Raw genomic sequence first — 14,195 nt, forward strand, 5'->3', positions numbered from 1 at the left:
GTCCGCGGCAATCCGCTCGCCGCCGTCGGGGCGCAGCCGCAGCCTGCCGTCCGTGGCTACCCCAGGTGCCCATCCAGCAGTTGCTCGGGCACGAACCCGGCCTCCGCCAGCCGCTGCCAGAGCTCGTCCGGGACCGGGAAGCGGGCGGCCGCCGCGTTCGCGGTCACCTCGGCCGCCGAACGGCAGCCGAGGACGACCGAGGTGACCGCGGCGTGCAGCAGCGGGAACTGGATCGCGGCCGCGGGGAGCGGCACGGCGTACGCGTCGCACAGCGCCCGGCACTGCCGCGCCCGCTCCAGGGCCTCCGTGGGAACCGGCCGGTAGTTGAACATGGCGCCGGGAGACGGGTCGGCCAGCAGGCCGGTGTTGAAGACACCGCCGACGACCACCGCGGTACCCGTTCTGGCGCACAGCGGCAACAGGGTGGTGAGCGCCTCGTGGTCGAGGAGCGAGAAACGGCCGGCGACGAGCACGACGTCGACCTCGAACTCCGCCACGTACGAGGCGAGCGGGCCGCTGTGGTTCATGCCGAATCCGATCGCCCGGACCAGCCCCTCGTCACGCAGCTTGCGCACCGCCGGATAGGCCGTGCGGCGTATCTCGTCCGGGTAGTCGTCCGGGTCGTGCAGATACAGGATGTCGACGCTGGAGCGGCCCAGGCGGGTCAGGCTCGCCTCCAGGGACTCGCGGATGCCGCGCTCCGTCCAGTCGGTGATCACCTCACCGGGAGAGCCGTCCGGCCGTGGGCGCAGCAGCCAGCCCGTCTTTGTGGAGATCACCGGATCGGTGACCCCGGACGGGGCCAGCAGGCGGCCCAGGCGCTGTTCGGCGAGGCCGTGTCCGTAGCGGGGCGCGGTGTCGAAGTACGTGATCCCGGCCTCGGCCGCGGCCTCGACGGTCGCGGCGGCGTCCTGCTCGGTGACCTCTTCGAAGAGCCCGCCCAGGGGAGCGGTGCCGATGCCGAGGCGGGGCAGGGCGAAGGGCAGCCGGTTCGCTGCGGCGGCGTCGGTCATTCCGTCTCCCACGGGGAGGCACAGGCCGCGCGGCCCGCGCGCAGCGTCATGGTCAGGGTCAGCCGGATCCGTGAGTTCCCGGGGAGGCCGACGCGGCAGTACGGTCCGTCGACCGGCTGCTCGGGGCCGTCGTCCACGCGGACGGTGGCGACGTGGTGCTCGGCGAACGAACCCGCCTGCACCAGCAGGGCGCGCGCCGCACCGCCGAGGTTGACCAGCTCCACCACCGTGTGGTCCGGGCGGATGTCGGACACGAGCGCGGCGACGTCCGGCGGAAGGCCGGGACGGCGGGCGTCCGTGTCGTGGTAGCGCACGTGCAGTTGGTGGAGGCCGCCGTTGTAGAGCACCTGCGGGGAGCCCGTGGTCAGCTGCAGCAGGGCTTCCGTCATCACGGGGTTGAGGTGCTGCCAGTGGTGGATGTCCAGGGCGTCGGGGCCGACGGCCGGGTCGACGGTGTCGTTCCCGATGGCCTCGACCCGCTCGGCGCAACTCGCCAGGGCGCTGCGCAGCATCCGCTCGGGGAAGTGAGGGTTCCGCCCGTGCAGGAACTCGTACCAGGGCTCCTCGTGCCCGGCCTCGTCCTTGATGCGCTGGGTGTGCACGGTGGTCCAGTCCCACCGGGACTCGGTGCGCAGGTGCTCGATCCGGTCCCGGTCGGCCTCCTCGCGGCTGAAGTGCCACAGTGCGAGCGGGAGCTGGCCCGGCATGACGGTGAAGTCGAACCAGCCGGAGTCGTTGTGCCGCTGGGGCACCATGAGGGTGCGCTCGGCCGGCATCGCGCGCAGGTGCGGCTCCCAGCGCTCGCCGAGCGTGCCCATCCCGTCGGCGCCGCGCTGTTCGGCGTGGCGCAGCACCGCATCGAGGGGATTGCGGGCGAGGTCCAGGAAGCCCCGGTCCCCGGTGAGGAGTGTCGCGTTGGCCGCACCTATGACGGTGGCGCTGCCGACGGGGGACAGGCCGTGCGGCCACGACCATCCGTAGTGGCCGCCGTACCAGCGGCCGTCCAGGTATTCGCCCACCACACCGCTCAGGCCCACGTTGTCGGGCACGACGTCGCGACCCGCCAGCCGCTCCTGCCACACGCCGACGTACTCGGCCACCCAGTCCGCGTAGCGCTGCTCTCCACCGAGCAGGAAGGCGTTGGTGGCGAGGCCGGTGGCGGCCAGGTTCACGATCGTGTCACCGCGGCCCATCCGGTCCCACATCGCGCGGCCGTACGCGCGGGCACGCTCGGGCGAAGCGGCCAGGTCGTCGAAGGACGTGACGTCGTCGATCCCGTCCAGCGGCAGACCGTACGGGCGCAGGGCCAGGCTCCACGGGAAGTACGCCTCCTCGTCGCTGAAGCCGAAACGCGGCCCCGCCGAGCCGTTGTGCGGGGCACGGACGACATGGTGGGCGGGGTCGTAGTTGGGGCCGCCGGGCAGGTAGAAGTCGGCGAAACGGCACGCCAGTTCGCGCAGCTCCGCGTCGTCCGGGTCCGCGAGGCACAGGCCGTAGAAGAGGAGCAGGCCCTCGCCCTGGTGGAACCAGTCGTAGCCGCGCTCCAGACCGTCGGCGAGCATGCCCATCCCGGTGAGCTGCGCGGTGACTCCGCGCCAGTGCCGCCGCGCGGCGGTCAGCAACTCCGCGCTGCCCCCGAGCAGATAGAGCGTCGGCCAGTTGAAGAACGGCTCGTAGAAGTCGTCCACGCCGTCCCGGCCGTCCATTCCCTGCCCGAGCGTGTCGCGGAAGACGAGGCGGCCGTCGCCTTCGGTGTAGCGGTCGGCGAAGAGCCGCCAGGCCTTGTCCTGTGTGGCGAACAACTCCCTTTCCAAGTAAGCCCATTCGGGGACCTCGGTGACACGCCGGGTCGCGGTCAGCAGAGGTCCGTGCGCCTCGCCCATGGCGCGCGCACCGCCGGTTCGTTCAGGCCTGAGCATCGAGAACACCTGCACCCTCGTCATGTACGGATTGAACAATCGCCCATCGATAGCCGATAGTTAGACTCACGGGCGGGGAGCCGACGTGTCAATACTCCGGAGCATCCCCGGCCAACCCGAGGAGGAGGCGCACCGTGATCGACTGCCATGTCCACCTGTGGGATCCGGCCGAGGGATTCCCCTGGATCCGGCCGGGCGACGAGCACCACCGGGCCTTCGGCGAGGACGACCTGGAGCAGTCGGGCGCGGGCCTCGACCTGGCCGGGGCGGTACTGGTCGAGGCGTCGCGCGGTGATGCGGGAGAGACGCTCGCCCTGCGTGGACTGCGCCTGCGCCGACCGGATCTGGTCATCGGGTACGTGGCCAACCTGCACGTCCACGGCGCGGGCGGCCCGGACCCGTTCCGTGCCTTTCTGGACGAGCTGGGCGACTCCCGCCCCAACGGGATGCGGCTCGGCGGCGCCTCGTGGACGGGCACCCCCGAGTCGGCCCGCGCGCTCGTCCCCGTACTGGCCGAGGCGGGATCGGTGCTCGAACTCAACCTGCATCAAGGTGCGTTGACGGCGGCGGCCGATGTCGCCGCACAGCATCCCGGGCTGACCGTCGTCGTCGACCACCTGGGCAACGCGCCGGACCCGCGCACGCCGGCGGCGGGGGAGTGGTACCGCGACGTCGAGCGCGCCGCCGCGAGCCCGAACGTGGTGGTGAAGATCTCCGGGCTGCTCACCCAGCAGCACGGGGTGCCGCCGCGGCGCATCGCGCACATGGTGCGACACGTCGTGGACGCGCTGGGGGCGGACCGCTGCCTTCTCGGCTCCGACTGGCCGATCTGCCTGCCCCGCGGCTCACGGGCCGATTCGCTCGCCACGTCCCGGCTCGGACTCGCCCATCTGACGGCCGATCATCGACATCGCGTACTGCACGCGACCGCCGTCCGCGTGTACGGACTCGGTGGCTGACCGACCGCGTGGTTGACAGTGCTCGAATGCCCCTGCTTCGATTCCCTCGATGATCGATAGGCGATGAACAGTGACCGGCTCCGCCTCGCCGGGAGTCGGTCCCGACCTGCGCGGAGATGCCCCATGGCACATTTCGACCTTCCCCTGGACGAGTTGGAGGGATATCGCCCCGCCTTCCCCGAACCGGACGACTTCGACGCGTTCTGGCAGGAGGCCCTCGCGCAGCAGGAGGAATTCGACCTCGCCACGACGTTCGAGCCGGTGCACAACGGTCTCGCCACGATCGACCTGGGCTACGGCAGCGGGCGCGGCGCCCGCACGAGAGGCGGCTGTGGGCGGACGCCGGCTACGCGCACCTCGTCATGGACACCCGCGGCCAGGGCGCCGGGACCCCTGACCCCGACCCGGCCGGCGGCGACATCGCCGCTCCCGGCTTCCTCACCCGCGGCGTGCTCGTCGAGGTCACCAAGTTCGTGAAGCTGCACCGTGAGCACGCGGCCACGGTTACCCGTACCATGTCCTACTTCGACGGCGCCACCCTGGCCCGCAGGGCGAATGCGCCGACGCTGTTCTCGGTCGGCCTGATGGACCGTACCTGCCCGCCCTCCACGGTGTACCCGGCGTTCAACCATTACGGCGCCCAACGGAATGTGGATCAGGCCGACAAGCAGATACGGGCCTATCCGTTCAGTGATCACGAAGGCGGCGGGCCCGCCCACGAGGTCGTCGAATTGGAATGGCTGGCCAAGCGGTTGGAAACCTCGGTGTGATTCCATCGAGAGAAGATGGGTGCGTATTATGTCAAAACTGACGTGCCCCAGTGCAGGATTGGGAATTCATGGCATCTAACGCGTCGGGTGGATTCGTCTCCACGCTGGCCACCAACAAGGACCGGTTCCGCAAGACCCTGATCTCGGACCAGGTGTACGAACTTCTCCGCCAGGCCGTTGTCGAGGGCGATCTCGCGCCGAACGACCGCGTGGTCGAATCGGAGATCGCACGGCGGCTCGGCGTGAGCCAGGCCCCGGTGCGCGAGGCGGTCAAGCGGCTCGCCCGGGAGGGCCTGTTCACGCACGTGCCGCGCCGCGGCCACTTCGTCGTCGAGATCTCCTCGCAGGACGCGGAGTACGCCCGTCAGGTACGCGAGCCGCTGGAGGGTCTCGCCGCGCGGCTCGCCACCGAGCACATCACCGGGGACCAGCTCGACGAGCTCGACGCGCTGGTCGAGCGGATGCACGAGGCGGTCGCCGCGGGCGACGTCAGCGGCTTCCGTGACGCCGACATAGAGTTCCACACCCTGGTCAGCCAGTTCGCGGGCAATCCGTTCCTGGCGCGGATGTGGGAGGTCATCGAACCGAGCCTGCGCACCCTGCGGGCCATTTCCGACCCGCTCTTCGACGGCGACCGGTGCGCGATGGCCGACGAACACGGCCGTCTCGTCGGCCTCTTGCGGTCCGGGGACCCCGAGAAGGCGGCCGAGGCATTCGCTGACCACGCCGCCGGCCGCGGGCCCGTGCCGGACGCGCGGGAGGCGAAGAAGCCCCGCAAGAAGGCAGCCGCGACGAAGAGGACGGCGGCCGGGAAGACCGCGGCGAAGCCGAATTGATCGCACGGCCATGGGCCCGATCCGGAATTCCGGGTCGGGCCCATGGCCATGTCGCGAGCGGGCTACCGACGGGCGCCCGCAGTCCACTTGGGTGCCCCGTACTGATAGGCACCCAGACTCGGCGTCGCATCCGTGGATCCGTCATTGATCCCCGGAAGCGGAATCGCCTGATTGCGCGCCGGGGAATCGGCGGTCAGCCGATAGTCGCGGTTCGCCGCATCGACGAACAGCGGATCGACATCCGAGGGAAGGTTGTCGGAGAGAACGAGGCCGCCGTCGGTGGCACCGTCCAGGCCCCGGATCGTACCGACGTTGTTGTAGATCTTGGTGCCGGTCGACTGCCCCGGCTCCTTCACATAGAACAGCGTCATTCCGCCGGTGTTGTTGTAGACGCCGTTGTCGTGCGATCCGGTGCCCAGACCGTTGAGCATCACCGTGCCCTCCCGGTTGCCCCAGCCCACATTGTTCGCGATCACCAGATCGCTCTGGCCGTTGTCCGCGTAGATTCCCGAGATCCCGAACGTGGTGGAGGTCGTGGTCGGCGCCGGATCGTGCAGCATGTTGTGGTCGATGTTCGTGCCCATCATCCAGGCGCTGCAGCAGGTGTAGATCGCGGCCACATCGAGGCTCAGCCGGGCGTACCCGGAGATGTCGTTGTACGCGATCAGGTCCTTGCCCGGGGTGAGGCCGGCCACTTCGTTCCACTGGAGGTTGATACCGCTGCGGCCGACGCGGGAGATCGTGTTGTGCGTGACCGTCTGGCTGTTGCCCTGCACGGCGATGCCCGCCGCGTAGGTGCCCATGTAGTCGACGTCGTGGATCACATTGTCCGTGGCGGTGTTGTTCTGCCCGCGCAGCGCGATGCCGTTCCCGGCGCTCAGCGACAGATCGCTGTTCACGATCTTGTTCTGGGTGCCGTCGAGGATGATGCCGCTGTCGCCGACGCCCCGCGTCACCGTGCTGCCGCAGTCCGTCGCGCCCCGGGTGATGTCCGTGTAGTGCGACAGGTACTGGCCGTCGATGCCGTCGAGGGTGACGCCGGTGCTGGTGGCGCCCGTTCTGATCGTCGTGGCGAACAGGCCGATGCCGTCGATCGTCGTGTGACCGGTGTTCGTCAGGTCGAAGCCGAGGGTGCGGCGCTTGGCCTCGACGGTGTGGGTGTCCGGGTCGTCGGTGCCGTACACGTACAGGCGCTTCGCGGTCGGGTCGTAGAACCACTCGCCGGGATGCGCGAGTTCACCGATCTTCCCGGAGAGTGCGTACCGGGTCTCCTTGGGCACGACCTTGTGGACGCATGGCGGCGCCGCGTCCAGTGTCACCGAGCCGACGGCGGAGCTCTTCACCGTGGTGGTGGCCGAGACGTACCAGTAGCCGGTGAGGGCACGCGCGCCGTCCCAGTACCCCGCCGGGCGGGTCAGGTCCGCGTCGGCGACGGTGGCGTCCGCGCTGCCCTCACCGGCGTACTGGAGCGAGGGGTCGAGCAGATCGAGGCCGGGATACGGCCACTGGGCCTCGATGCCCATCCTCTTGTCGGTGAACACCTGCACGGTGCTCACGTCGGAGCCGAGGTCGACGTCCGTGCTGTAGATGTGCCCGGCCGCCACCGCGTCGCCGAACTGCGAGTCCGCGGCGAACGGGTCGGTCTTGGCGATCTCGGTGACATCGGCGGCGGTGACCGGCTCGAAACCGCCGATCCCGGAGGCACCGCTGACCGTCACCTTCGCGCCCGGGGCGGCGCGATAGGTGATCGGCAGCCCGGCGGTGCCGGACCGGGCCGGCACGACGGTCTCCTCGTACGTGCCGGACAGGACCAGACACGTATCGCCCGGCACCATCACGTCGGCGCACTTCTGGATGTGCCGGAACGGGGTCCTGTCGCTCCTGCCGTCGGCAGCGTCCTGGCCGGACACCGCGACGTAATAGGTCCGTCCCGCGTGGGGCCTGACCGGATGGGCGGTGGCGGGTTGGCCGGCCGCCACCACGGTCAGGGAAGCGAGCAGGGCGGCTGCGGACCACGGTCCTCTGCGGGACCGTGGCATCCATCTCCTCAGCACTCGGAGTTCCTTTCTCTTCTCTCGGCTCTTTCTCGGACGGGGTACGTCGGGCCCGGTCGTCCCGCCGGGGCTCATCCCTTCACCGCGCCGACGGTGAGACCGCTGATGATGTGGCGCTGCATGTAGATGAAGAAGATGACGACGGGCGCGACGGCGAGCAGAAGGTTGGGGAACACCTTCGTCAGGTCGGTCGAGTACTGGCTGATGCCGGCGTAGATCGCAGTCGTGACCGTGTAGTGCCCGGAGGACGGACTGAGCAGGATCTGCGGGGAGACGAAGTCGTTCCAGATCCCGATGGAGTTGAGGATCAGCACCGTGACGACCGCGGGACGCATCAGCGGGAAGATGATGGACCAGAACGTCCGGTACCGGCCCGCGCCGTCGATCGTCGCCGCGTGATCGATGTCCACCGGGACGGTGCGGATGAAGCCGACGAACAAGAAGATGCTCACCGGCAGTGTGGACGCCACGTCGTGCGCGACCAGACCGGTCACGGTGTTGGCCAGGCCGACCTCGCGCAGCACATAGATCACCGGGATGATCACGGCGGCGCCCGGGATGAACGTGCCGGCCAGGAAGTACAGCAGCACCAGCTGCGTACGCCGCTTGAGGCTGCGCGCTATCGCGTACGCGGCGGGGCCCGCGAGCAGGATGCACAGCACGTCCACGACCACGACGAGGAACAGCGTGAAGCCGTAGCCGCCGATGACGTTGAACTGCGGACTGTTGATCGCGACCGACATGTGCTCGAAGGTCAGCCCGCTCAGCGGGATCGAGAACGGGTTGTCGAGGATGTCCTGCTGCGACTTGAAAGCGTTCACCACGAGCAGGTAGATCGGCACGATCATGACGACGACGAGCACACCGAGCAGTCCCCACCGCACGGGCGAGCGGGGCTCCTTGCGTTCCGTGCGCCGCGTGTCGTCACTCTTGGCCGGCACAGCCTTCGGCCTGTCGCGGACCTCTGCCTCTAGTACGACCACCAATGGCTCCTGACTAACCTGTCGCGGCTTGGTCTTGACGGTTGCGCAGCGCCGTCACGAGGAGGGCGAGCACGGCGGACACCACCATCAGGAACACCGCCTGCGCGGTCGCGTAACCGACCTTGGTGCCCTCGAAGGACCGGGCGAGAATGAGGTACGTGAACGTCTGCGTCGAGCCGGCCGGACCGCCGCCGGTGAGGCTGACCACGATGTCGTACGCCCGGATGAGCCCCACCAGGTTCAGTACCGTCGCCACGGTCACCACGGGCGCGATCATGGGGATCACGATCCGCAGATTGATCTGCCGCTTGGACGCGCCGTCGATCGCCGCGGCCTCGAGCAGTTCGGCGGGCACCGTCTGCAGGGCGGCCACGAACAGAACGACGTTGAAGCCGAATCCGGCCCACACGATCACGGCGATCAGCGAGATCAGCGCGAACTGCTCGTCGAAGAGGAAGCCGAGCGGTTCGATGCCGAACTTGGCGAGTGTGTTGTTGATGGCACCGTTGGTGCCGAGGATCGCCGCCCACAGGTATCCGAGGATCAGCGCGCTGATGACGTGCGGGAAGTAGGCGACGGCCCGGAAGAAGGAGTTCGTGCGCGATCGGCCCTTGAGGGCCAGCGCGTACACGAGCCCCAGGCCCACCATGAGGACGGTGCCGGCCACGGCGATCAGCGCTGTCACGTACCAGGCATCCGAAGAACTCGGATCGTCGAACAGGTGCTTGTAGTTGTCGAGCCCGGTGAACGTGGCGGTGGAGAAGCCGTCCCAGTCGGTCAGGCTGAGATACACCGCGACACCCACCGGCACGACGGTCATCACCGTGTACAGCAGGACGGCCGGGGCCATCATCCCGAGGGAGACGGCCGAGTCCCGAAGCCGTGCCCGGCGCCGCTGTTTCAGCCCTTCGTTCAGCCCTGCGAGTTCCACCACTTGTCCAATCCGTCGGCGGCGCCCGCGGGGGACGAGCCCGTGTACAGGGACTGGACCTGCTTGTTGAGCTCGTCGCTGAACCCGGCGATCGGCTGGCTCCTGCCGGACTTCACGAGCACCGACGGTGCCTTGTCCAGGATCTGCTGCACGGACGAACCGAGGCCGGACATCGGGTAGGTGAAGCCTTCGCGCAGATTGCCGTCGGAGGCGAGCTGGCTCCTGATGGCCTCCGGGTCGGTGGTCGCCCACTTCACGAACTCGATCGCCTCGGCCTTGTGGCGCGACTTGTTCACCACGACGTACGGGTTGGAGATGTTGCCGAACTGGCCGGAGGGGTAGGCCCCGTCGGTCGGCATGGTGAACACACCGATGTCGTCGCTCTTCTTCGCGGCGTCCGCCGCGGGCACGAAGAACGAACCCATGATGTACATCGCGGACTTGCCGTTCAGGAAGGCCGTCTGGCCGTCCGCGTAGGTGAGGCCGAGCGCGCTCTTGTCCAGGTAGCCCTTGTCGATCCAGCTCTTGTAGTGCTGGAGGTAGGGCAGGTAGCCGCTCCGGGCGAAGGAGACCTTGCCGTCGTTGCGCCTGGCCGTCCACTTGGGGTCGGCGGTGAGCACACCCGCGTCGGCCATCATCGAGAACTGGGAGCCGGTGACCCACTGGCCGGCGGCCTGCAGCGGCTTGTAGCCCGCGTCCTTCAAGCTGCCCATGGCCACGGTGAACTGATCCATCGTACGGATCCGGGCGGGGTCGATCCGCGCCTTCTTGAAGGCCGCCTTGTTGTAGAAGACGAGCGACTGGATCTGCTCACCCACACCGACCACGTAGTGTTTGCCGTCGACGGCGTACTGGTCGGCCAGCGGGGTCTTGGCGGTCCAGGGCTGGTCGGACAGGTCGGCGAAGAGCGACGCGGTGTCGGCGTTGGGCGTGATCTGCTGGGCGACATCCGGCGGATCGCCCGCGGCCAGGTCCTGCCTGAGCTTGGCGTCCGCCGAGATCGTGCCGGTGAGTTCGAGCTTGACCGTCACGCCGGGGTGAGCTTTCTCGTACGTGTCGAAAAGGTCGTTCCAGTACTTCTCCGTCAGATTCGGCGTGATGTTCACGATGACGCGGAGGGTCGTGCCCTCCGCGGCCTGGTCGGACCCGCCGCCGCAGGCGACGGCCGACGCCATCACCAGGGGAGCCACGGCGAGCCCGCAGGCACGGCGCCACATTGTTCTCATGGGACACGCTCCGTTGCGTAGTCGTGAATAATCGATAGCTGATGTTCGGCCGCAGCGTTCCCGGTGGATCAGCGGTGGGAGGGGCCGCGGACGGTCATCGGTGCGGATCGCTCGCGGGGGTGGTGCGATGCGGTGGAGGCGGGGCGGGGCCCTCGCCTTCGTGACTATCGTCTATCGATTGCTGATGCTAGGGGTGGCACCTCGCTTCTTCAAGAGTGCTGCGGCAAACCTCTGAGTTCCTTCTTCCGGGCACCGGTCGGCGGCGTCGGCGAGCAACCACCGCACGACTACGCTGCCTTGGGCGCCGGGGGCGCGGACCGTCAGCGTCAGTCGGGTGAGGTGGTCTCCCCAACTCCTGGTCAGCTGCGGGTCGTCGAGCTCTCTGCGTACGACGGAGGCGACTGCGACGCGGGGATCCCAGTGCATCACCAGTCCCTCCCCGCCAGGAGCGGCGACCGTGGCCCAGCCGGCCCCGTGCTCGACGTGTCCGGCCAGCACGTGATGCAAGGCCACACTCTCCGTGCGCCCTTCCCACCGGTCCGAGACGCTCACGTGCGGGGGAGCGGTCCCGTCGGCCCGGACGAGGCGCACCGTCCGGTCCCATCGGGTGAGTGTGCCGGGTGGATAGGCACCGCTCAGGTCGGCGGTCATCCCCGTGGCGTCGGGGCCGAGCTCGACGTGTACGTCCCGGGCCCGGTGGGCGGGGCCGGGCTGTTGCGCGGTGCCGGGCTCGGGCACGTTGTGCCAGCCGCTCCGGAACGGCCAGGCCTCGTAACGGTCCGGGCCGAAGGTCTGCGTGGTGTACGTGGGCCGGCCGATGTCCACCACCAGCGGCCGCCCGTGCGCCGCCACCCAGTACGAGCCGACGTCGAGGTGATTGTGGTGCTCGCCGTTGTGGCCCGCCTTCACCGCGAGGGCGAGACCGTCCGTGCACGCCGCCGTCTCGCGGGCCACCAGGACCTGCAGGCGTGGCAGCCACGATTCGCGGGCCAGCCAGGACGCGACGGGTTCCGGCTCGTCGGCCGTGACCGCCCGGCACCACTGTTCGTCGGCCAGCGCGGTCAGCGCACGCCCGAGCCCCGCGCGCGGCGGTGCGGCACTGTGCTGCCGCCGCGCTCCGGCCAACGCGTGCGCCACCGTCTCCGGCTGCCCGAGCCGCGCGCCCCAGCGGAACGGCACCTGCCAGGGCTGCTCGGCGGTCAGCCGGGCGGGCGCGTCGCCCACGTTCACGTACCAGTCGTCGCCGAAGTGCATGCGCTGCGGGTACCTCAGCAGCTTGCTGAGAAGAGGTGTCCGGCGGGCGTCGAGTGCGGGCCCGCCGACCCCGGCGAGCAGGTCGAGGATCTCCAGCAACCGGCACGCCCCCACCCACCAGTAGGCGATGCCCTCGTCGATCCCGCCGTCGTCGGGGAGCGTGGCCACGTAGTGGTCGAGGCCCCGGACGACCAGCCGGACGAGGCGGGCGCGTCGGGCGTCGTCCTCGCACAGCAGCAGCGCGGCGGCGAGCACAGCACCATGGATCCACGGGTTCCAGTTGTTGGCACCGCCGTCGGCGCCGATCCAGCGCCAGTCCCGGCGGCGTTCGAAGGGCAGCAGCACCCGCCGCTCCACCTCGCGGCGCAGCCGTCGCCGAAGTCCCGGCATCCGGCGGTCGAGATGCGGTCCCAGGGCATGGTCCGCCCAGGCGAACAGCGAGGCGACCTCGGCGGCGCCCAGGTCGAGGCAGGGGTCGTCCGGATCGGGCACGAGGTCGCCGCGCTCCGCCGCGAAGCGCTCGTGCGGCGCCCAGCACCAGGTGCTGGCCTCGGCGAACGCCACGAGCCCGTCGATCGCGGCGTCCAGATGCGGGCAGGCCCCGGGGACCTCCGTGGCGTCCGCGGACTCGCCGGTGAGGACGGCCGCCAGCGTCAGCAGGGACACCCGCTCCTGGAGCCCCCAGGCCGCGTCCTCGTACGCACCGCGGTCGCCGTCGCGGAAGGCACGGGCCCATGCCCCGGCGAGCAGGAGCGGTGCCGGTCGCTTCAACTCCCGTGACGCGTCGGTCAGTACCCGCTCCCGTACGGCTTCCGGGACCGCGTCCCACACGGCGCGACAGGTGGCATCGGGCACCCCCACCCGCCCGGCGGGATCGACGAGCAACCGCTCCAGCTCCCGGCCGCCGTCCGGACCCGGCACCGCCGACAGGCGCGCGCTCAATGACTCCACCACAGGATCACTCCTCCCCGTCCAGCTCCAGCTCGATCACCGGGAGCAGCACGTCGGGCCGGGCGATCGGCAGGGTCAGGGTCAGGGTGCCCGCAGGCTGGCTCGGCGGCGCGAGGTTGTTGTGCTCGTGCCGCGCGCCGTCCATCACGTGGAAGCGGATCTCCGAACCGTCGTGCAGCAGTTGGGCGTAGCGCACGCGTCCGGCGAGTCCCGGCAGGTGGAGGTGCTTGAGCGGCCAGGCCGGCAGGTGCAGATACAGACGTCGGCCCGACTGCGTGTACAGGGCGTTCGCCGGCGCCTCGAACGCGCTCGGCCCCGCGCCGTGCACGGACCGTGCGTGCGGCCCGGTCCACTCGCCGATGGCGCGGAGCGTGGCGCGGGCCCGCGGGTCCAGGGCGCCGCGGCCGGTGGGACCGACGTTCAGGATGAGGTTGCCGCCACAGGCGACGGACTGCACCAGCATCCGGACCAGCAGCGCAGGGTCCTTGTAGTCGTGGTTGTCGCGGTCGTACCCCCACGAGCCGTTGAGCGTGTGGCAGGCCTCCCACATCACCCGCTCGCTGCCGCGCTCCAGCGGCCGGTCGGGCTGGTACTGCTCGGGTGTCACGTAGTCGCCGGGTACGCCCAGCCGGTCGTTGATGAGGGTGTCCGGCTGCAACGAACGTACGACGGAGAGGAGTTGCTCCGAACCCCACTCCTCGGGGCCCTTCTCCGGATACGTGAAGTCGAAGAAGAGCAGGTTGATCGGGCCGTAGGCGGTGAGGAGTTCGCGTATCTGCCCCTCCATGTACGCGCGGTAGCGTGCCATGTCACGGGGCTCCTGCTCGGCCGCGGTGCCGCGCAGCGGGTGGTGCTCGTCCACCGTGAAGTCGGGGTGGTGCCAGTCGAGCAGCGAGTAGTACAGGCCGACGCGCAGGCCCTCGGCGCGCATCGCCTCGACGAACTCGCGCACCAGGTCACGGCCTGTCGCGCGCACCGAGGTGTAATCGGACAGCGCCGAGTCGAACAGGCAGAAGCCGTCGTGGTGCTTGGCGGTCAGTACCGCGTAGCGCATCCCCGACTCGCGTGCGGTACGCGCCAGTTGTGCGGCGTCGAACAGATCGGGATCGAACCGGTGCAGGTAACGGTCGTACTCCTGCTGCGGCATGGCCTCCCGGCTGCGCACCCACTCGTGCCGCGCCGCCAGGCTGTACAGACCGAAGTGGACGAAGAACCCGAAGCGTGCTGCCTCGAACCACCCGGTGGAATCAGCGGAATCGGTGGAAGCATCGGTCACGGACGGCTCCTGACGCATTGACA

At 69.6% G+C, this 14,195-nt stretch carries 11 protein-coding genes and 1 pseudogene; 4 read left to right on the forward strand and 8 right to left on the reverse strand.

The window, feature by feature from the left end:
- Positions 1-56: 56 nt before the first annotated feature.
- Both ACFV8T_RS28870 and ACFV8T_RS28875 read right to left on the reverse strand, forming a co-directional pair.
- Positions 57-1,013 (reverse strand): aldo/keto reductase, encoded by a 957-nt coding sequence (locus ACFV8T_RS28870; RefSeq protein WP_385333066.1) that lies wholly within the window; start codon positions 1,011-1,013, stop codon positions 57-59.
- On the reverse strand, positions 1,010-2,956 hold the full coding sequence (locus ACFV8T_RS28875) for a hypothetical protein (RefSeq protein ID WP_385333069.1): 1,947 nt from the start codon (positions 2,954-2,956) through the stop codon (positions 1,010-1,012). The genes ACFV8T_RS28870 and ACFV8T_RS28875 overlap by 4 nt, the downstream gene beginning before the upstream one ends.
- Before the next feature lie 110 nt (positions 2,957-3,066).
- Between ACFV8T_RS28875 and ACFV8T_RS28880 the strand changes: the two genes are divergently transcribed.
- From ACFV8T_RS28880 to ACFV8T_RS28895, 4 genes and pseudogenes are all read left to right on the forward strand, one after another.
- On the forward strand, positions 3,067-3,891 hold the full coding sequence (locus ACFV8T_RS28880; protein ID WP_385333072.1) for an amidohydrolase family protein: 825 nt from the start codon (positions 3,067-3,069) through the stop codon (positions 3,889-3,891).
- Between the two features lie 123 nt (positions 3,892-4,014).
- Positions 4,015-4,286 (forward strand): annotated as a pseudogene (locus ACFV8T_RS28885) (acetylxylan esterase); the annotation flags it as partial.
- A gap of 120 nt (positions 4,287-4,406) precedes the next feature.
- The gene (locus tag ACFV8T_RS28890; protein ID WP_385333140.1) at positions 4,407-4,661 is read left to right on the forward strand and encodes an acetylxylan esterase; all 255 of its coding nucleotides are present in this window, start codon (positions 4,407-4,409) and stop codon (positions 4,659-4,661) included.
- Positions 4,662-4,729: 68 nt separating this feature from the next.
- Positions 4,730-5,497: a GntR family transcriptional regulator gene (locus ACFV8T_RS28895; RefSeq protein WP_385333075.1), complete on the forward strand. Its 768-nt coding sequence runs from the start codon at positions 4,730-4,732 to the stop codon at positions 5,495-5,497.
- Between the two features lie 62 nt (positions 5,498-5,559).
- Here ACFV8T_RS28895 and ACFV8T_RS28900 read toward each other — a convergent pair whose 3' ends face one another.
- The 6 genes from ACFV8T_RS28900 to ACFV8T_RS28925 form a co-directional block, all read right to left on the reverse strand.
- Positions 5,560-7,536 (reverse strand): right-handed parallel beta-helix repeat-containing protein, encoded by a 1,977-nt coding sequence (locus tag ACFV8T_RS28900; protein ID WP_385333078.1) that lies wholly within the window; start codon positions 7,534-7,536, stop codon positions 5,560-5,562.
- An 86-nt stretch (positions 7,537-7,622) separates the two neighbouring features.
- The gene (locus tag ACFV8T_RS28905; protein WP_385333081.1) at positions 7,623-8,435 is read right to left on the reverse strand and encodes a carbohydrate ABC transporter permease; all 813 of its coding nucleotides are present in this window, start codon (positions 8,433-8,435) and stop codon (positions 7,623-7,625) included.
- A 112-nt stretch (positions 8,436-8,547) separates the two neighbouring features.
- Entirely contained in the window at positions 8,548-9,468 is a 921-nt protein-coding gene (locus tag ACFV8T_RS28910; RefSeq protein WP_385333084.1) for a carbohydrate ABC transporter permease, read from the reverse strand.
- Positions 9,447-10,691, reverse strand: coding sequence for an ABC transporter substrate-binding protein (locus tag ACFV8T_RS28915; RefSeq protein ID WP_385333087.1), 1,245 nt, complete (start codon positions 10,689-10,691; stop codon positions 9,447-9,449). The genes ACFV8T_RS28910 and ACFV8T_RS28915 overlap by 22 nt, the downstream gene beginning before the upstream one ends.
- Positions 10,692-10,862: 171 nt before the next feature.
- Positions 10,863-12,899 (reverse strand): heparinase, encoded by a 2,037-nt coding sequence (locus tag ACFV8T_RS28920; protein WP_385333089.1) that lies wholly within the window; start codon positions 12,897-12,899, stop codon positions 10,863-10,865.
- 4 nt (positions 12,900-12,903) lie between these two features.
- Positions 12,904-14,172 (reverse strand): alpha-L-fucosidase, encoded by a 1,269-nt coding sequence (locus ACFV8T_RS28925; protein WP_385333092.1) that lies wholly within the window; start codon positions 14,170-14,172, stop codon positions 12,904-12,906.
- Between the last annotated feature and the right edge of the window lie 23 nt (positions 14,173-14,195).

The organism is Streptomyces sp. NPDC059832 (assembly GCF_042731715.1).
Classification (GTDB): Bacteria; Actinomycetota; Actinomycetes; order Streptomycetales; family Streptomycetaceae; genus Streptomyces.